This is a genomic window from Enterovibrio gelatinilyticus, assembly GCF_028683095.1.
Classification (GTDB): Bacteria; Pseudomonadota; Gammaproteobacteria; order Enterobacterales; family Vibrionaceae; genus Enterovibrio; species Enterovibrio gelatinilyticus.
This window is the reverse complement of sequence record NZ_JAJUBC010000005.1, coordinates 1-17,417: the sequence shown is the minus strand read 5'-3', so window position 1 is coordinate 17,417 and position 17,417 is coordinate 1. Positions and strand designations below refer to the sequence as shown.

17 protein-coding genes and 4 tRNA genes are annotated in these 17,417 nt (G+C 47.6%); 15 read left to right on the top strand and 6 right to left on the bottom strand.

Translation table 11 applies throughout. The features are described from left to right. Positions 1-81: 81 nt before the first annotated feature. Genes LRP50_RS05745 through lolB form a run of 3 tightly spaced genes read right to left on the bottom strand, consistent with a single transcriptional unit; the run spans position 82 to position 2,531 of the window. A complete protein-coding gene (locus tag LRP50_RS05745; RefSeq protein ID WP_002542407.1) occupies positions 82-1,029 on the bottom strand; it encodes a ribose-phosphate pyrophosphokinase in 948 nt (315 codons plus the stop codon). Between the two features lie 42 nt (positions 1,030-1,071). Further along, positions 1,072-1,926: a 4-(cytidine 5'-diphospho)-2-C-methyl-D-erythritol kinase gene (gene ispE / locus LRP50_RS05740; RefSeq protein WP_274163528.1), complete on the bottom strand. Its 855-nt coding sequence runs from the start codon at positions 1,924-1,926 to the stop codon at positions 1,072-1,074. Continuing rightward, positions 1,923-2,531, bottom strand: a complete 609-nt coding sequence (gene lolB, locus LRP50_RS05735; RefSeq protein WP_274163527.1) for a lipoprotein insertase outer membrane protein LolB — start codon at positions 2,529-2,531, stop codon at positions 1,923-1,925. The genes ispE and lolB overlap by 4 nt, the downstream gene beginning before the upstream one ends. Positions 2,532-2,844: 313 nt before the next feature. On the opposite strand from lolB, the gene hemA reads away from it, so the two are divergent. The 6 genes from hemA to kdsA all read left to right on the top strand — a co-directional run bounded on the left by hemA (position 2,845) and on the right by kdsA (position 8,215). Continuing rightward, positions 2,845-4,104: a glutamyl-tRNA reductase gene (hemA, locus tag LRP50_RS05730; protein WP_274163526.1), complete on the top strand. Its 1,260-nt coding sequence runs from the start codon at positions 2,845-2,847 to the stop codon at positions 4,102-4,104. Between the two features lie 14 nt (positions 4,105-4,118). Next, positions 4,119-5,207 (top strand): peptide chain release factor 1, encoded by a 1,089-nt coding sequence (gene prfA / locus LRP50_RS05725; RefSeq protein WP_274163525.1) that lies wholly within the window; start codon positions 4,119-4,121, stop codon positions 5,205-5,207. Continuing rightward, positions 5,207-6,082 (top strand): peptide chain release factor N(5)-glutamine methyltransferase, encoded by an 876-nt coding sequence (gene prmC / locus LRP50_RS05720; RefSeq protein WP_274163524.1) that lies wholly within the window; start codon positions 5,207-5,209, stop codon positions 6,080-6,082. The genes prfA and prmC overlap by 1 nt, the downstream gene beginning before the upstream one ends. A gap of 69 nt (positions 6,083-6,151) precedes the next feature. Next, a complete protein-coding gene (locus tag LRP50_RS05715; RefSeq protein ID WP_028023624.1) occupies positions 6,152-6,535 on the top strand; it encodes a SirB2 family protein in 384 nt (127 codons plus the stop codon). Positions 6,536-6,537: 2 nt separating this feature from the next. Beyond that, a complete protein-coding gene (locus tag LRP50_RS05710) occupies positions 6,538-7,347 on the top strand; it encodes a SirB1 family protein (RefSeq protein WP_274163523.1) in 810 nt (269 codons plus the stop codon). Positions 7,348-7,360: 13 nt separating this feature from the next. Beyond that, positions 7,361-8,215 (top strand): 3-deoxy-8-phosphooctulonate synthase, encoded by an 855-nt coding sequence (gene kdsA / locus LRP50_RS05705; protein ID WP_274163522.1) that lies wholly within the window; start codon positions 7,361-7,363, stop codon positions 8,213-8,215. A 142-nt stretch (positions 8,216-8,357) separates the two neighbouring features. On the opposite strand, the gene LRP50_RS05700 is transcribed toward kdsA, so the two are convergent. After that, entirely contained in the window at positions 8,358-10,232 is a 1,875-nt protein-coding gene (locus tag LRP50_RS05700; RefSeq protein WP_274163521.1) for a methyl-accepting chemotaxis protein, read from the bottom strand. 305 nt (positions 10,233-10,537) lie between these two features. Here LRP50_RS05700 and LRP50_RS05695 point away from each other — a divergent pair, with 305 nt between their 5' ends. The 5 genes from LRP50_RS05695 (at position 10,538) to LRP50_RS05675 (ending at position 15,444) form a co-directional block, all read left to right on the top strand. Next, a complete protein-coding gene (locus LRP50_RS05695) occupies positions 10,538-11,881 on the top strand; it encodes a Na+/H+ antiporter NhaC family protein (protein WP_274163520.1) in 1,344 nt (447 codons plus the stop codon). Between the two features lie 207 nt (positions 11,882-12,088). Then, positions 12,089-13,765, top strand: coding sequence for a bifunctional UDP-sugar hydrolase/5'-nucleotidase UshA (gene ushA / locus LRP50_RS05690; protein WP_274163519.1), 1,677 nt, complete (start codon positions 12,089-12,091; stop codon positions 13,763-13,765). 166 nt (positions 13,766-13,931) lie between these two features. After that, positions 13,932-14,414: a Cys-tRNA(Pro) deacylase gene (ybaK, locus tag LRP50_RS05685; protein WP_274163518.1), complete on the top strand. Its 483-nt coding sequence runs from the start codon at positions 13,932-13,934 to the stop codon at positions 14,412-14,414. Further along, entirely contained in the window at positions 14,411-14,833 is a 423-nt protein-coding gene (locus LRP50_RS05680) for a lysozyme inhibitor LprI family protein (protein ID WP_274163517.1), read from the top strand. Before ybaK ends, LRP50_RS05680 begins: the two co-directional genes overlap by 4 nt. Continuing rightward, positions 14,830-15,444: a LysE family translocator gene (locus LRP50_RS05675; RefSeq protein WP_274163516.1), complete on the top strand. Its 615-nt coding sequence runs from the start codon at positions 14,830-14,832 to the stop codon at positions 15,442-15,444. The genes LRP50_RS05680 and LRP50_RS05675 overlap by 4 nt, the downstream gene beginning before the upstream one ends. Positions 15,445-15,552: 108 nt before the next feature. On the opposite strand, the gene smrA is transcribed toward LRP50_RS05675, so the two are convergent. Next, positions 15,553-16,137 carry a DNA endonuclease SmrA gene (gene smrA, locus LRP50_RS05670; protein ID WP_274163515.1) on the bottom strand — a complete coding sequence of 195 codons (585 nt, stop codon included), beginning with the start codon at positions 16,135-16,137 and terminating at the stop codon, positions 15,553-15,555. Between the two features lie 179 nt (positions 16,138-16,316). Continuing rightward, positions 16,317-16,457, bottom strand: coding sequence for a DUF3149 domain-containing protein (locus tag LRP50_RS05665; protein WP_028023614.1), 141 nt, complete (start codon positions 16,455-16,457; stop codon positions 16,317-16,319). Between the two features lie 257 nt (positions 16,458-16,714). Here LRP50_RS05665 and LRP50_RS05660 point away from each other — a divergent pair. The 4 genes from LRP50_RS05660 to LRP50_RS05645 all read left to right on the top strand — a co-directional run bounded on the left by LRP50_RS05660 (position 16,715) and on the right by LRP50_RS05645 (position 17,378). Then, positions 16,715-16,791, top strand: a tRNA-Pro gene (locus LRP50_RS05660). Positions 16,792-16,936: 145 nt separating this feature from the next. Further along, a tRNA-Pro gene (locus tag LRP50_RS05655) sits at positions 16,937-17,013 on the top strand. A 38-nt stretch (positions 17,014-17,051) separates the two neighbouring features. Next, positions 17,052-17,157, top strand: a tRNA-OTHER gene (locus LRP50_RS05650). 144 nt (positions 17,158-17,301) lie between these two features. Next, positions 17,302-17,378, top strand: a tRNA-Pro gene (locus LRP50_RS05645). The last annotated feature ends 39 nt before the right edge of the window (positions 17,379-17,417 follow it).

Genomic DNA, 17,417 nt, shown 5'->3' with positions numbered 1-17,417 from the left:
GCAAAGAGTTCGCTCGCCAGTGTGCTGCACAAAACAAAACGCCCCGCAAAAGCGAGGCGTTTTTCACTCACAAAGTGTCGATTAAGAATCGAACATTGCTGAGATTGATTCTTCGTTGCTGATGCGACGAATCGCTTCAGCCAGCATGCCAGACAGGGTCAGTTGAGACACTTTACCGGTTGCTTGCATTTCCGCGCTCAGCGGAATTGAGTCAGTAACGATGACTTCGTCAATCACTGATTCTTTGATGTTCTGTGGTGCGTTGCCAGAGAACACTGCGTGGGTTGCGTATGCGAATACACGCTTAGCGCCACGGTTTTTCAGTGCTTCTGCTGCTTTACACAGAGTACCACCGGTATCAATCATGTCATCAACGATGATGCAGTCACGACCTTCAACGTCACCGATCAGGTGCATTACCTGAGACACGTTTGCACGTGGGCGGCGCTTGTCGATGATGGCAATATCAGTGTCGTCCAGCAGTTTAGCGGTTGCACGAGCACGTACAACGCCACCGATGTCTGGAGAAACAACGACAGGATCTTCCAGTTTCTTCGCCAGCATATCTTCTAGCAACACAGGTGTACCGAAGATGTTATCTACAGGTACATCGAAGAAGCCTTGAATCTGCTCTGCGTGCAGGTCAACAGTCAGAACGCGGTCAACACCAACGTTAGACAAGAAGTCTGCAATAACTTTCGCGGTGATAGGTACACGCGCTGAACGCACACGGCGGTCTTGGCGGGCGTAACCAAAGTAAGGAATAACTGCAGTGATTCGGCCAGCAGATGCGCGACGCAGTGCATCGATCATTACAACCAATTCCATCAGGTTGTCATTGGTTGGTGCACACGTTGACTGGATAACGAATACGTCGCTACCCCGTACGTTTTCGTTGATCTGTACACACACTTCGCCGTCAGAAAAACGGCTAACGGTAGCGTCACCTAGTGACATATATAGGCGATTCGCAATGCGTTGGGCGAGTACAGGCGTTGCATTACCAGCAAACAGCTTCATATCAGGCACGGTGGAAAACCTCGGGGTTGTATCCATTGAGTGTTGTCTGTCTCATTGTTTCTGCGCTTTTAGCGTGGTTAAGAGCGGTGAAGTGTTCACACCACGAGCTACAAAACCAGTGAGCCAGTCGGGCAAATTGTTTAATGTTAAACGGGCGTCATCCTCATTCTCGAACTCCGCGAAAATACAGGCACCTGTTCCAGTCAGTCTTGACGGCGCGTATTCTAGCAGCCACGAAATAGCCTTATCAACCTTTGGAAACAACTCTCTGACTATCTTTTCGCAATCGTTTTCGTAATTTCCCGCTAATAGCGCATTTAATGTGCGTTTTGGCGTATTTCGCGTCAGGTTAGGATGACTAAATATTTTTGCTGTTGCGATACTAACATCGGGTTTTGCGACCAGATACCATTTTTCTTCAGCATAGGCTGGCGTTAGTACTTCGCCCACACCTTCAGCAAAGGCTGTGACACCACGAACAAACACGGGAACATCAGCACCTAATGCCAGCCCCATTTGAGCCAACTCATCTGTAGACAGTGCGGTGTGCCACAAATGGTTTAAGGCAACGAGTGTCGTGGCTGCATTCGACGATCCGCCACCAAGGCCACCACCCATGGGTAAAATCTTATCAACGTGAATGTGCGCACCGAATGTCGAACCTGATGCTGATTGAAGTGCAATGGCAGCGCGATAAATCAAATTTTCTTCAACAGTGACGCCATCGATGTCTGGCGATAGGGTTATTTTGCCTGAATCATTGGGCGTGATACTGAGTGTGTCGCCAAAATCGAGAAACTGAAATAATGTTTGTAAGTCATGGTAGCCGTTTTCACGCTGTCCAGTGATGTACAGAAAAAGATTAAGTTTGGCGGGAGAAGGCCAACAGCTAGTGGCTAGAGTCATTGTGGGAAGATCCATTCTGAAATCACTAAATTTACTTTCTGGGTGTTCTGATTCATCTTAATTCTTGATGGAAGTAAGCTGTCTGTATTGGCGTCATACGCATTGTATTCAACTTGCCACCCCGGCTGATTGGTGTCAGCGCTATTTTCACTAAGAAACGCCAAGCGATTATCGCCACCTAAGGTGATATCGTTTTTTTCTGTCGGTAAGCCTTTGATCCATTGAGTCATCTCATCGACAGGTAAGGCAACCCCCGTCAGGTTACGCAACAGCGTAGAAGCATTTCGGTCAACATAACGTTGGCCTTCACCATCGACCAATACTGCCATATTCGGTGTAGCATCTAATGTAAGTAAGGTCGTTCCGAGAAAATTGGTGAGTCTGAGTGACAACTCGTCGTCTCGTTGTTTCCACAGGAAATTAGCAGAAACACGTTGTTCAGGACTGATAAAGGCGACTTTACCCTTCGCGGTAAAGTTATTGATATCTTCCAGCGCGGCTTGATGGTTATCCCACTCTGTCGTTGGCGCAGGGACCGTGGTGCACCCTGACAGCGCCAGAAGGCCCAGTAGAAAGCTCAGTGTGAACCATAGGGAACGAGGCATAATGAAACTCCGTGTATTTGGCAGTCGCTACCGATTATACAGATAATTCTTGGCAATCATCAGTGGCTTATCCGCGACACGCTACCAAAATGCACTTATTCATCATTTTTAAAGTTATATGCATCAAAGACGTTGAGAATTAAATTTTGATTACTTGTTGAAAAAATGGACGAAAATATTGATTTGAGTGTGAAATAGTCACACTTCTGGTTGTTAGCAAGATGAGGAAACTAATGTTATCTTTTATTCGACGAGCCCATAACGTAAAATCCACGGCTCGGATTTCACTTGGTGCTGTCGGTAACCCTGCTTAATGAGCTTGCTAGTTCTCGGAATAAATCATAAGACCGCAACGGTCGACTTGCGTGAAAAGGTCTCTTTTTCACCGCAACAACTTCGTGATGCACTTCACCAGCTGAAAGAGAAGCAGGTTGTGCAGAGTGGAGTGATTGTGTCTACCTGTAACCGAACCGAGATCTATTGTGAATTAGAGCAGCCTAGCCCTGGCGTTGTCGTGGATTGGCTTCGTGATTTCCATCACCTTGATAGTGATGCTCTGCTTTCTTGCCTATATACCCATCACGATCAAGCTGCGGCGCAGCACCTAATGCGCGTCGCGAGTGGCTTAGACTCCTTGGTGCTGGGAGAGCCTCAGATCCTTGGCCAAGTTAAACAAGCCTATGCCGAGTCGGTAGAATTTGACGCGATCAATGGTCCGTTAGAGCGCTTATTCCATAAGACATTTACAGTCGCTAAACGGGTTCGCACGGAAACAGATATTGGCGGCAATGCAGTTTCAGTCGCATTCGCGGCATGCTCATTGGCACGTCAGATTTTTGAATCACTGGAAACGTCGACAGCGCTGTTGGTTGGTGCAGGTGAAACGATTGAACTGGTCGCCAAGCACTTGTATGAGCACGACTGCAAAAACATTATTGTTGCCAACCGAACCAGAGAGCGAGCGAGGCCGTTTGAAGAAGCCTTTGGTGCTAAGGTCATTTCGTTAGAAGAAATTCCAGATTACATGCATAAAGCTGACATCGTGATCAGCTCGACAGCAGCACCCTTGCCGATTATTGGCAAAGGGATGGTAGAAAAAGCCTTGAAAGCACGTCGTCATCAGCCCATGCTGCTGATCGACATTGCGGTACCTCGGGATATAGAAGAAGAAGTGGGCGATCTCAATGATGCCTACCTGTACACCGTTGACGATTTACAATCGATTGTGGAACGTAACATGGAGCAGCGAAAAGCAGCTGCCGTGCAAGCTGAAGCGATCGTTGATGAAGAAAGCCATGGGTTTATGACCTGGATGCGTTCACGCGATGCCGTGGATAGCATTAAACAATACCGTGCGGATTCAGAAGCACTAAAAAATGAATTGCTCAACAAAAGCTTACAAGCGCTTGCTAGCGGGGCTGACCCACAAAAAGTGCTGGCTGAACTGAGCAATAAACTGACCAATAAATTGATCCATGCGCCGACTCAGGCCATGCAGGAAGCTGCCAGAAATGGCGATGAGCGTACACTTGATACGCTGCGTCAGAGCTTAGGTTTGGATCCCCTGAAATAGTTGTAAAACTTACTATGAAACCATCAATTCTCGCCAAATTAGAATCGCTCGCTGAGCGTTACGAAGAAGTACAACACTTACTGGGTGATCCTGGCATTATCGGAGATCAAGACAGATTCCGCTCGCTATCAAAAGAATACAGCCAGCTAGAAGAAGTGACGCAGTGCTTTGGTCAATACAAGCAAGCTGCGGACGATCTGGATGCTGCGCTAGAAATGGCGCAAGAAGATGACGCTGAAATGCGTGAAATGGCACAAGAAGAAGTGAAAGCGGCCAAAGTGGAAATGGAGCGCCTAACGGAAGAGCTTCAAGTGCTACTTATTCCTAAAGACCCCAATGACGAGCGTAACTGTTTCGTTGAAATTCGCGCCGGTGCTGGTGGTGATGAAGCGGGTATTTTTGCGGGTGACTTGTTCCGTATGTATAGCCGATTTGCTGAATCAAAAGGCTGGCGCGTAGAGGTGATCAACGCCAACAATTCGGAGCAGGGCGGTTACAAAGAGATGGTCGCTAGAATTTCGGGTGACGGCGCTTACGGTGTCCTGAAGTTTGAGTCTGGTGGTCACCGTGTTCAACGTGTACCAGCGACCGAATCGCAAGGCCGTGTTCATACGTCAGCATGTACCGTTGCTATTTTGCCAGAAATCCCAGAAGCGGAAATCCCTGACATCAATCCGTCTGATTTGAAAATTGATACCTTCCGTTCTTCGGGCGCAGGTGGTCAGCACGTTAACACCACTGACTCAGCAATCCGTATTACCCACTTACCAACCGGTACTGTAGTGGAATGTCAGGACGAGCGTTCGCAGCACAAGAACAAAGCCAAAGCGATGTCAGTGCTAGCTGCGCGATTGATCAAAGCGGAAGAAGAAAAACGCGCTGCAGAGCAGGCTAGTACACGTCGTAACTTGTTGGGTTCTGGTGACCGTTCTGACCGTATCCGCACTTACAACTATCCGCAAGGTCGAGTGTCTGATCACCGTATCACGTTAACGGTTTATCGTTTGGATGACGTGATGGAAGGGGATTTGGGCTGTTTGGTTGATCCAATCATGCAAGAATTCCAAGCGGACCAATTGGCAGCGTTGGCAGATCAACACTAATGCTCAATAGCATTGAAAATGTGCTGCGAGCAGCAGCGCATTTACTGGCTGAACACGAAAGCCCTTCGCCAAGGATTGATGCATCGGTATTGCTGTGCCACGTATTGGATAAGCCAAGTAGCTATTTATATACCTGGTCGGACAAATTGTTGTCTGATGAAGAATTGGCAGCGTTCAATGGTCTCATTGCCCGTAGAACGTTGGGCGAACCTGTTGCGTATATTATTGGTTATCGCGATTTTTGGTCACTACGTCTAAACGTAGAGCCAAGCACGCTTATTCCCCGTCCTGATACCGAACGATTGGTCGAGTTAGCGCTTGAGCGTTTGCCGAAAGGTGAAGGCAGCGTACTGGACTTAGGGACAGGAACGGGCGCAATCGCACTGTCTATTGCGAGTGAGCGTCATGATCTTGAGGTAACGGGAGTTGATTTGCGTCCAGAAGCGGTCGCATTAGCTCAGCGAAACCAGCAAGAGAATGGCATCAGCAATGCCTTGTTTCTGCAAAGCAGTTGGTTTGATGCAGTGCCCGAACACGCGTTTACCATGATTGTCAGCAATCCGCCTTATATTGACCCAGAGGATCCTCACCTTGCTCAAGGTGATGTTCGTTTTGAGCCAAAAACGGCATTGATTGCCGACGATCACGGCTTGGCGGATATTCGCCATATTTGCCAACACAGCCCGCGCTATCTCGCACAAGGTGGTTGGCTGATGATTGAACATGGTTACGATCAAGGGCACGCAGTGAGAGCGCTGTTTTTAGGCGTGGGATTTTGCGACGTAGAAACCGTGCAAGATTATGCTGGCCTTGACCGTGTGACCTTAGGCCGTATCGCGCAGTCAGCGTTGACTGCGGAAGCGGCCCTTACATAACTCAACACATTATCGATAGGGCAACTTATCGATAAACCACTATCAATAACGAAAAGAGAATTACGGATTATGTACGCTGCATTGAAGCACTCCCATTTTTTGTTCATCGCCTTGAGCGTCAGTCTATTCATCCTGCGTTTTGTCTGGCTCATGATGGGCAGCAAAATGTTGCAAAAGAAATGGGTGAAAGTTGTTCCTCACATTATTGATACAGGTTTGTTGGCAACAGGTGTCGCGCTTATCGTGATCACTGGCTTTATTCCATTCACGCCAAGTGCGGTGTGGATGACTGAAAAACTGACCTGTGTGCTAGCGTATATCGCGTTGGGCTATGTGGCTCTTCACTACAGCCAAGGCACACTATTTAGATTGTTTGCCTTCTTTGGCGCTTTAGGTTGGGTCTTTGCTGCCGCTAACTTAGCTATCAGCAAAACACCGCAGCTGTTGGGGTAATAATGATCGCGTTTACAGATCAGGAACTAGATGCTTTAACAATGGTTGAAGGCGCACTGGCGCTGAATGCTGCTGTTGACCCTGCAACATCCATGCATTGGGTGAGAGCAGAACTTGAGCAATTAGCCAAAGATGCCGAGCATCTTTTGGCGAGTGAAACCAACGATGAACTTCGCCTTGAAGGCTTGATTCGTTTGTTCTACAAAGACTGGGGTTTCAAAGGCGACTTCGAACAGTATTTCTCTTCTGATAATACGTTTGTAGAGAAAGTGCTTAAGCGTCGTAAAGGGATCCCTGTGAGTTTAGGGGCGATTTTCCTGTTCTTTGCAGACCGCCTTGATTTGCCGTTAGAGCCTGTGGGCTTTCCGACGCAGTTGATTTTGAAAGTTGACTGGTTTGACCGTGAGCCGCAGTATATCAACCCATTCGATGGTGAGTTTTTGTCAACGCGTATACTGCGTGGTTGGCTGGTAGGCAAAGAGGGCTCAACCGCTCAACTTTTGCCTGAACACCTTGAAGGCAGTGACAATCCGACACTGATTGGTCGTTGGCTTGCCGTGATCAAAAGTGCATTGCTTCGTGAAGAGAACTACGCGATGGCATTGCGATGCAGTGAGCTGGCGTTAACCTTCAGCCCTGACGACCCTTATGAAATTCGAGACCGTGGCTATATCTTCCAGCAGCTAAAATGTGACTGGGTCGCCGCGGAAGACTATGAATACTTTATCGCTCAGTGCCCCCATGATCCGGCCGCTGAGTTATTGAAACTGCAGGTCAAAGTATTGACCGCAGAAGCCCCTATTTTCCATTAATCAGGAATGTAGCATGACAGCACAAAAAACAGTTCAGATTGGCGATATTCAAGTTGCTAACGATAAGCCATTTGTTCTTTTTGCCGGGATGAATGTTTTGGAATCACGTGATCTGGCAATGCAGATCTGTGAGCATTATGCGGAAGTGACCCAAAAACTGGGTATCCCGTATGTATTCAAAGCATCGTTCGATAAAGCTAACCGTTCATCTGTGCATTCTTACCGTGGTCCAGGCCTCGATGAAGGCATGAAAATCTTCCAAGAGTTGAAAGATACTTTTGGCGTTAAATTGATCACTGACGTGCACGAAATCTGGCAGGCTCAGCCTGTTTCAGAAGTGGTTGATGTTATCCAATTGCCAGCATTCCTTGCTCGTCAAACGGACTTGGTTGAAGCGTTTGCAAAAACCAATTCGGTTATCAACGTGAAAAAACCTCAGTTCATGAGCCCAGGACAAGTGGGTAACATCGTCGACAAATTTGCTGAGTGTGGCAACGACAAGATCATCCTGTGTGAGCGCGGCTCATGCATGGGTTACGATAACCTGGTTGTTGATATGCTGGGCTTCGATGTGATGAAGAAGGCAAGCAACGGCAGCCCAATCATCTTTGACGTGACCCACTCACTGCAGTGCCGTGATCCACTAGGCGCAGCATCTGGCGGTCGTCGTTCACAAACGGTTGATTTGGCGCGCGCAGGTTTAGGTACCAAGATCGCTGGTCTATTCATAGAAGCGCACCCAGATCCAGACAACGCACGTTGTGATGGCCCATCAGCATTGCCATTGGACAAGCTGGAGCCATTCTTGAAGCAAATGAAAGCGCTGGATGATCTGGTGAAAAGCTTTGATGATTTAGATATTCGCTAAGCAAAATGTTTGCGCTTTGTTTGCAATAACAAGGTGAAACGAATGAAGAAATGAAAAAGCCGGCTGATGCCGGCTTTTTGTTGTTTTACAGACGGGTTCTCTCACTGACCGGTTATCTAACCAGTCTGGAGTGACTCTCCCCTTACAATTGGAAGCGAGAGATTTCCGTGTTGAGTTGTTGAGAAAGGTGTGAAAGTTCGCTGGCTTGCTGCGACGCGTCGTTGGCTTCGTGTGCCAATTCATCAGAAGCAGAGCGTACCGCCTCGGTGTTACGCGTAATTTCAATGGTGACCAGCGACTGTTCTTCTGCAGCGGATGCGATTTGTGTCGCCATGTCACTGATGGTAGATACGGACGCAGTGATTTGCGACAGGCTATTCGTTGCACTGTTAGCGTCTTCCACGCTGGTCGTAGCAAGGTGACGGCTTCCTTCCATGATAGTGACCGCTGAACGCGTGGTGTTTTGTAGCGTTTCAATGGTGGATTGAATCTCACGGGTTGAATCATGTGTGCGTTGGCTTAGTACGCGCACTTCATCAGCGACAACAGCAAAACCGCGGCCTTGCTCACCGGCTCGTGCCGCTTCAATGGCGGCATTCAATGCCAGCAAGTTGGTTTGCTCTGCAATGTCTTGAATGGTCGACAAGATAGAGTTGATACTTTGCGTGTGAGATTGAAGCTCAGCAATGACCGATGTCGCAGACTCTACTTCGACGGACAAATTGCCGATAGATTGTTGGCTCTGCTCCACTTGAGAAGCGCCAGACTCTGACGAACCAACAGCATCTTGCGAAAGCTTGGCCGTATTTTCAGCGCTACCTGCGATTTCTTGTGTTGCTGCCGCCATCTGGTTGATTGCCGTGGCGACCATGTTGATTTCATCTTGTTGGGTGCGAATTCGAGCGCTGCGGACACTCGCTTGGTCGGCAGCGTGATTAGCTTGCTCTGACAATGCCTCCCCGACACTTTTTAGCTGAGAAACCATGTTGTGCATGTTGGCGACAAAGGTATTGAAGTTGTGGGCAAGTTGGCCGACCTCATCGTTACTGTGCGGTGTTAAGCGTTGTGTTAAATCAGCATCACCACTTGCAATTTCAGCCATAGCGTCAGCCACTCGGCTCAGGTCGCGGAACAAAACATTCACCAGCCACACCGACAATGCGAGCACCACCAATGCAACAGCAACGCTTGTCATGATAAGCGTTGTTACGGCACTATCATGAACGGCCAATTCAGTATCCATATCCAACTCAATACCAATGAACCACTTAGCCGAGGGTAATTGAGTAAAGAAGTAGGCTTTTTCGCTGCCATTGAGTGAAGATAAAACGAGGGCACTATCTTGAGCAGCTTGGCGTATAACAGGAAGGGTCAAAGCAGAATTGTATTGCGTAATAGGTTGTCCGTTTAGCGATGGGTTCTTGTGTGCAATTAGTGCCCCTTTTTCACTAAACAACATGCCAAATGCATTTTTGCCGAAATGGAATTGAGATACGTCGTTGACGACCTTGCGAAGGCTAATGTCTCCGCCTAGCACACCATCAAGCTCGCCATTAAGATAGGTAGGCATCGCAATTGTCACCATGGTTTCGCCAGTGAGTGCATCGCGGTAGGGTTCGGTGCTGATGGTTTTGTTTTCTTTGATGGCTTTAACAAACCAAGGGCGTTGGCGAGGATCAATATCAACGCTTTGTCCGTTTGACAGCGCCAGTGTGCCATCGGTTTTTGCGTAGAAGGTCATGGCAAACTTGCCGGAGATTTGCAGCATTTCTAACGCGTTGACTTCGTTACTATGCGGCATGGTTTGAACATAGCCCTGCATAGCTGTTGCGTGCGCATCGAGCCAGTCAGAAAGCCCAACTTTTGCCACTTCCGATAGACTCTCTACACGATACTCCAAGCCTTGCTGAGTTTGTGTAGACAGTTGATTACCTGCCAAGAATGTTAAAACGGTTGCCATCGCCACCACGGCTATGAGGCAAGTGCCTGTGAGTTTTTGTTTGAGTGTAAGTGTCATTCCATTGTGTTCCTTGCAGCGCGATTGGGAAATCAAGTGATTGGCAAATGGCCATTCAATCTTCTTATTGTCGGTATGGAGTACTGTATCGACTAAAGCAAACGATGCTTTAGTTGAAAGAAATGATTATTTGATTTTGTTTCAAGGAAAGATGAATCGTTGTCGATACCGATGACAAGATCAAAGATGTACTGAGAGGTTGAAAAGAAAATTTGGTTTCTTGGACGTTTAGACGTCTATTTGTTGACGGGGTGAACGTTTCCTTTTACTCTGCGTTCAACTTCACAAAAAATATGCAACCTGACATGACACAGAAGCAATCAGACATTACCCCTTCAGCGTTGGCACTGTTGCCATTAGGGCTTTTCTTGAGCCTGTTTATCGGCACTGGCGTTTACTTTTCCACTCAAAATATCGAGTTCGCTTTTTATCAACTTCCAGCACCAATTGCAGTGTTGCCTGCAATCATGCTGGCGGTATTGATGAGCAAAGATAAGTTAAACACTGCAATTGGCCAGTTCATTGAGGGTGTATCACACCGTGACATCACGGCAATGTGTTTGATCTACCTGTTGGCCGGTGCTTTCTCGGCCGTCGCCAAAGCGACGGGCGGGGTGGATGCAACGGTTAACCTAGGCTTGGCTGTACTCCCTTCTAGCTTCATCTTACCGGGCTTATTCTTGATCTCTGCATTTATTGCAACATCAATGGGCACGTCGATGGGCACCATCGCCGCAGTAGCACCTGTTGCACTCGGTATTGCTGATAGCACAGGTATCGATACCGCATTAATGGCAGGTGTTGTGCTCAGTGGCGCAATGTTTGGCGACAACCTTTCTATCATTTCTGATACCACCATTGCAGCTACGCGCTCGCAAGGATGTCAGATGAAAGATAAGTTCCGAGAGAACGTAAAAATTGCCGTTCCCGCAGCAATGGTGGCATTGGTTATCTTCTTCTTTGCCAATGAAGTGACTCAAGCTCCCGTGTCGGGCAGCATTGATTGGCTGGCGGTATTGCCTTACCTGACAATATTGGTATTGGCGGTGTATGGCATCAATGTGTTCGTGGTGCTGACGATTGGCATAGTGTTCGCAGGTGTTGTGGGTCTAGCACAAACTGAAGGTTATAGCGTGATGGTCTTTAGCCAAGATATTTACGCAGGCTTTGGGAATATGCAGGAAATCTTCCTGTTGTCATTGCTCATTGGTGGCTTGGCAGAGTTGATGCGTCAGCAGGGCGGCCTTGCATTTGTCACCGAAAAGTTGAGCAAATTGATCATGTCTAGTGCTGACAAAGCAGCAGAGAAAGGGTCTCCGCGCGCGAGTGAAGCGGGCATTGCGTTGCTTGTCAGTTTGACCAACCTTTGTACGGCAAACAACACAGTCGCTATCATTGTGGCGGGCGGTGTGGCGAAAGAGCTATCCACTCAGCATGACGTTGCCCCAAAACGAAGTGCGAGCTTGCTAGATATTTTCTCCTGCGTTATTCAAGGTGTTCTTCCTTACGGCGCACAGGCATTGCTGTTGGGGTCAATTTTTGAATTGTCACCATTGTCTGTTGTTGGTCAATCCTATTACTGCTTCCTTCTCGCTATCGCCGCAGCGTTTGCGATTGCTAGATCACAGGGCCAGCATACGGTTAAATAACCACCTAAAACACCCTATTGTCGACGCATGATGTCTACCAATGGGGTGTTTTTCAGTGATCTGGGCGGCAGTTTGTTGAAAGAAGAATGTGATGGTGAGCGGATATATTTAGACTGTTTCGTGAAGATGAAAAAAGTCTATTTCAATCATCACAGAAGCTGGACTTAGCGCCAACTTCTTCGCTCACAACAAATATAGGTAACACCCATGAAGGATCGCCTTTCTCTCAAGGCAGCGATTAGCGCTGCACTGCTGGCCTCTCTGGCTGGCTGTTCAACCACCACAGAAACAACGGAAGTTGTGCCGGGTTGGCAACCAGATACCACCTATAACGTCACCATTCTTCACACCAACGACAACCACGGTCGTTTCTGGCACAGCCGCCATGGCGAATATGGCATGGCTGCACGTAAAACCCTGATTGATAACCTGCGTACTGAAGCAGAAGCTCAAGGTTCATCTGTGCTTCTTCTTTCCGGTGGTGATATCAATACTGGTGTTCCAGAGTCAGACTTGCTTGATGCGGAACCGGATTTCAAAGGCATGACCATGATTGGTTATGACGCAATGGCTCTGGGTAACCACGAATTTGATAATTCGTTAGACGTGCTAGAAAAGCAAATGCAATGGGCTGATTTCCCTATGCTGTCGGCGAACATATACGACAAGGCGACAGGCAAGCGTAAATACCAAGCTTACGAGATTTTCGAAAAGAATGGCCTGCGCATTGCGGTTATCGGTTTGACAACAGAAGACACGTCGAAAATCGGTAATCCGGAGTTTATCGGTGAATTGGATTTTCGTGACCCGAAAGCCGAAGCTAAAAAGCTGATTGCAGAACTTGAAGCGACTGAAAAGCCAGACATCATCATCGCAACGACTCACATGGGTCACTACGAAGATGGTAAGCGTGGTATCAACGCGCCGGGTGATGTTGCATTAGCACGCTACCTAGATAGCGGCTCACTGGACATGATTGTGGGTGGTCACTCACAAGAGCCAGTGTGCATGGAAGGTCCAAACATGTACAACAAGTCGTTCAAGCCGGGCGACGAGTGTAAGCCGGATAGCCAAAACGGTACTTGGATTGTTCAAGCCCATGAGTGGGGTAAATACGTCGGTAAGGCAGATTTTGAATTCCGTAATGGCGAGTTGAACCTGGTTTCTTATGATTTAATTCCTGTTAACTTGAAGAAGAAAATTAAAGTTAATGGTGAGAAGAAGCGTGTCTTTATCCAGAGTGAAATTCCAAAAGATAAAGAGATATATGACTTCTTGAAACCTTACCAGGACAAAGGCCAAGACAAACTGAGCGTTAAGATTGCAGAAACTAACGGTAAGTTGGAAGGTGATCGTAACGTGGTTCGTTTCCAACAAACCAATCTTGGTCGCATGATTGCTGCCGCGCATAAAGAGCGTGCGAAGGCGGATTTCTCCGTGATGAACTCTGGTGGTGTACGTGATTCGATCGAAGCAGGTGATGTAACGTACAAAGATGTTCTTACTGTTCAGCCGTTCGCAAACATGCTGACTTACACTGACATGAGCGGTGCAGAAGTGCTTGATTACTTGAATGTGGTGGCGACTAAGCCAGTAGATTCAGGTGCCTATGCGCAGTTTTATGGCATCGCGATGACGGTCTCGCCTGAAGGCGTGAGCGACGTTGTCATCAATGGTGAGCCGCTAGATCCAAATAAAGTGTATCGCTTTACAGTCCCAAGCTATAACGCAGCAGGCGGTGATGGTTACCCTAAAATTGTGGGTCACCCAGGTAACGTCAATACCGGTTTTGTTGATGCAGAAGTCCTCAAAGACTTCCTAGAGAAAAACTCACCGATTGATGTGAACAAATATGAACCAAACGATGAGATTGTTTACAAATAAACGCAGGTGAGTTGAAGTGAGTGCAATCGCTCTTGCTATCACGCTCTCGCAAAAAAGGCACTGGTGACAGTGCCTTTTTTTATGTCATTATCGATACGATATTGATAAGGCTGTTGCCGTATGCATGCCATATGGCTTTGCTTCGCCATGCTTGAGAGAAATAGATATGACACCGGCTATCACCCTTGCAGAAAAATCAGGTATTCCCTTTCATGTTCATAGTTATGAGCATGATCCAAGCAACACGCACTTTGGTCTTGAAGCGGCGTCTGTACTAGGGCAGGACCCTGCGCGCGTGTTCAAAACTTTGCTATTTTCCATGAATGGTGATCCCAAGAAATTAGGTGTTGCCATTGTTCCAGTTGCGGGTCAGTTAGACCTCAAAGCGGCAGCGAAAGCGGCGGGAGCGAAAAAAGCAGAGATGGCCAACCCAGAGATAGCTGAAAAAACCACGGGTTATGTTGTGGGCGGTATCAGTCCACTAGGACAGAAAAAAAGGCTTCCAACGCTACTCGATACCAGCGCACAGCAATTCGATACGATCTATGTAAGTGCGGGTCGGCGCGGGCTAGAAATTGAATTATCACCGTCTAACTTGTTGGTGCTAACACAAGGTAAAATGGCGGATATCGGAAAAGAGGGGAAATGATGCTTAAAAGGCTACCTGCATTCATGTTGGCGTGTTTACCTTTCTCTTCCACGGCACAGCAACCTGATTCCGTTATCATGACGTGTTATAAAACCAGTGAGCATCATGTCCAAGTCACCGCATGTCTTGATAATCACTGGCAACTGGCTGAAAAGAAATTAGATAAAACTGTCGCTTCATTGAATGCACACCTCACCAAATTAGATGAAATGTCGTCAGCATCAAGTGCAGCTAAAGCCGCGGGATTCATGATGACTCACTTTAATGTATGGCGAGAGGCGCAATGTAAAATGGTGGAAGCCAGCTATGCATCAGGCTCAGGTAGTGGTCAAGGCTATCTCAGTTGCATGATTGAATTGACGCAAGAGCAAATCGAAAGGTTGAACCACGTAATGGGTGTTAAGGAGAAGGCAAAGTGAGTATTTCCGTTTGGTTGAGCCTAGTGTTGGTATGCATGCTAGGCGCCATGTCGCCAGGGCCTAGCTTGGTCGTTATGGTTAGGCACAGTCTTGCCGGCGGGCGTTTACACGGTATTGTGGCAGCATGGGCACATGCGTTGGGCGTTGGTTTCTATGCGGTGCTGACTTTGCTTGGTCTTGCGGTTGTTCTCAAAGAATCTCCTACCTTATTTTCTTTTATTACCTATGCGGGTGCCGCGTATCTGGCATGGCTTGGAATCAAGTCGTTGCGAGCGAAGGGAGGGGTTGCTGCCAAATTGGAAAAAGGAGAGAAAACAACATTGCTTGAAGCCGCAAGGGACGGAGCAATGATCTCGGTACTCAATCCAAAACTCGCGCTGTTTTTTCTCGCATTGTTTAGCCAGTTTGTCGCAATAGGGACTGACACGTTCAGTCGTTCTGTTATCGTGGCTACGCCGTTTCTGATTGATGGCTTATGGTACACGGTAGTGGCTCTGGTACTTTCGTCGAGCCACATGTTAGAAAAGCTTAAGAAAAATGCATTATTGATCGATAGGCTGTGCGGATTGGTTTTGTTGGGCTTGGCAGCTCGAGTCATCATAACGATGTAAGCCATACTCGCTCTAAGTGAGAGACGCTGTCATTTGAAATAGCGTTGTCATTGGAAATAGAAAAGGAGCGATAGTCGCTCCTTTTTTGTGTCTTTGAATATGAAACGATTAACCGCGGCGGTGAAGATGGCGCTCGCGTGTCTCCAGTTTCTTTTCCTGACTCTTTTTGATTAACGCGTAAACTGCACCAGCTCCGCCTTGGTGGCGTAATGCAGAGTGAAAACACTGCACATCACTAATTTGCTCAAGCCATTGGCAGACATAGCTTTTCATCTGCGCTTGAGGCGTTGAGCGTTCCCCTTTGCCATGCACGATAATCACAGTGCGAATATCCATTCTCTGGCATTGTTTTAGAAACTTAAGGATTTCTTCTCGCGCATCTTTCAACGTGAATTTGTGAAGATCTAGTCGAGCTTGAATGTCATATTTACCCAGTCGAAGCTTTCTGAATACACCGTCTTGAACACCCGCTCGCTTATAAGCAACGATATCATCGGGCTTGAGCATCTTAGCGTAATCAAGGGATAGGTACTGTGGGTCACCATCAGACAGCTTCTGAGCTGCAAGTTGACGGGCCAACTGTGCATCAGAAGGTTTGTGTGGGTGGCTGGTTCTTTCGACCGTATCGTGATCGATAGGGGATACATCAGCCATCATTTCCCGAAAAATATCGGACTCATTATTACCGTTCATAGCCGTTACGGATTGGTGAAGCATGGCTGCAGTATAATTGGAAATTTTGATTAGGTCTCGTAGAACGTAAAATGAGAAAAGCCTGATAGCGGAAAATGATAACTAAGGGACGTGCAGAAATAAAAAAAGCCAGAGCAGGTAGAAGGCTCTGGCACAATAACTTCAAATGAGAGGGTAACTTATTGTGTTCCTGGTGCTTGAAGCGCTTTATATACAAAGAAACCACCCATGAACATGATCATGCCAACAGCAACAAAAATGACGATCATTGAGGAGAGGCCAATTGCGTTTCCGAAAAGTAGGTCTAACCAGAAGTCCATTTTTGTGATTCCTATGTCTATGAAAGTTAATACTAGGTTGCCAACTGGTGAATGATTCATCGATGATCCAGATCAAGTGAACGGCGTGTTATAACGACGTAATAATTCAACTGTGTTTGAGGTCGCAATTTATCCGTATTTGGTGATCCTTTAAGCGATCAGTCCGTAACTCATGAAAAACGTGATAAAACACTTGAGTCTACGGCGAGGATGAGTAATATAAGCCACCTCCGCAGCGCACAGCGCAGCGGGCTTGTCGGTGAATAGCGCAGCTTGGTAGCGCATCTGGTTTGGGACCAGAGGGTCGGGGGTTCGAATCCCTCTTCACCGACCACTATTTTTGGTTAACAGCCGCCTCTGAGTAATCAGGAAGTGTTGTACCGGTTCGGTGAATAGCGCAGCTTAGTAGCGCATCCGGATCTTGGGAATAGCGGACCAGAGGGTGACCCTCTGAGAGCATCTCAAAAAACGCAAAATCTCGGTGAATAGCGCAGCTTGGTAGCGCATCTGGTTTGGGACCAGAGGGTCGGGGGTTCGAATCCCTCTTCACCGACCACTATTTAGGTAAACATCCACCTCTGTTAATTCAGTAAGCGGTGTGAATAGTGCAGGTTGGTAGCGCATCCATCTTTTGATGAAAAGCGGACCAGAGGGTCGGGGGCTTGACGGCAAGTCCCATCGAATCCCTCTTCACCGACCACTTTCAGGTAGACAGCCACCTCTGAGTAATCAGGAAGTGTTGTACCGGTTCGGTGAATAGCGCAGCTTGGTAGCGCATCCGGATCTTGGGAATAGCGGACCAGAGGGTGACCCTCTGAGAGCATCTCAAAAAAACGCAAAATCTCGGTGAATAGCGCAGCTTGGTAGCGCATCTGGTTTGGGACCAGAGGGTCGGGGGTTCGAATCCCTCTTCACCGACCACTTATTCGAAAGCCTCTGCAGAAATGCAGAGGCTTTTTT

Bases quoted from the DNA above. Each gene is read 5' to 3' on its own strand.
- LRP50_RS05715 (WP_028023624.1), top strand. From the start codon at position 6,152: ATGTACGCTGCATTGAAGCACTCCCATTTTTTGTTCATCGCCTTGAGC.
- kdsA (WP_274163522.1), top strand. From the start codon at position 7,361: ATGACAGCACAAAAAACAGTTCAGATTGGCGATATTCAAGTTGCTAAC.
- ispE (WP_274163528.1), bottom strand. From the start codon at position 1,926: ATGACTCTAGCCACTAGCTGTTGGCCTTCTCCCGCCAAACTTAATCTT.
- LRP50_RS05665 (WP_028023614.1), bottom strand. From the start codon at position 16,457: ATGGACTTCTGGTTAGACCTACTTTTCGGAAACGCAATTGGCCTCTCC.
- smrA (WP_274163515.1), bottom strand. From the start codon at position 16,137: ATGAACGGTAATAATGAGTCCGATATTTTTCGGGAAATGATGGCTGAT.
- hemA (WP_274163526.1), top strand. From the start codon at position 2,845: ATGAGCTTGCTAGTTCTCGGAATAAATCATAAGACCGCAACGGTCGAC.
- prmC (WP_274163524.1), top strand. From the start codon at position 5,207: ATGCTCAATAGCATTGAAAATGTGCTGCGAGCAGCAGCGCATTTACTG.
- LRP50_RS05680 (WP_274163517.1), top strand. From the start codon at position 14,411: ATGATGCTTAAAAGGCTACCTGCATTCATGTTGGCGTGTTTACCTTTC.
- LRP50_RS05695 (WP_274163520.1), top strand. From the start codon at position 10,538: ATGACACAGAAGCAATCAGACATTACCCCTTCAGCGTTGGCACTGTTG.
- prfA (WP_274163525.1), top strand. From the start codon at position 4,119: ATGAAACCATCAATTCTCGCCAAATTAGAATCGCTCGCTGAGCGTTAC.
- ushA (WP_274163519.1), top strand. From the start codon at position 12,089: ATGAAGGATCGCCTTTCTCTCAAGGCAGCGATTAGCGCTGCACTGCTG.
- lolB (WP_274163527.1), bottom strand. From the start codon at position 2,531: ATGCCTCGTTCCCTATGGTTCACACTGAGCTTTCTACTGGGCCTTCTG.
- LRP50_RS05710 (WP_274163523.1), top strand. From the start codon at position 6,538: ATGATCGCGTTTACAGATCAGGAACTAGATGCTTTAACAATGGTTGAA.
- LRP50_RS05700 (WP_274163521.1), bottom strand. From the start codon at position 10,232: ATGACACTTACACTCAAACAAAAACTCACAGGCACTTGCCTCATAGCC.
- ybaK (WP_274163518.1), top strand. From the start codon at position 13,932: ATGACACCGGCTATCACCCTTGCAGAAAAATCAGGTATTCCCTTTCAT.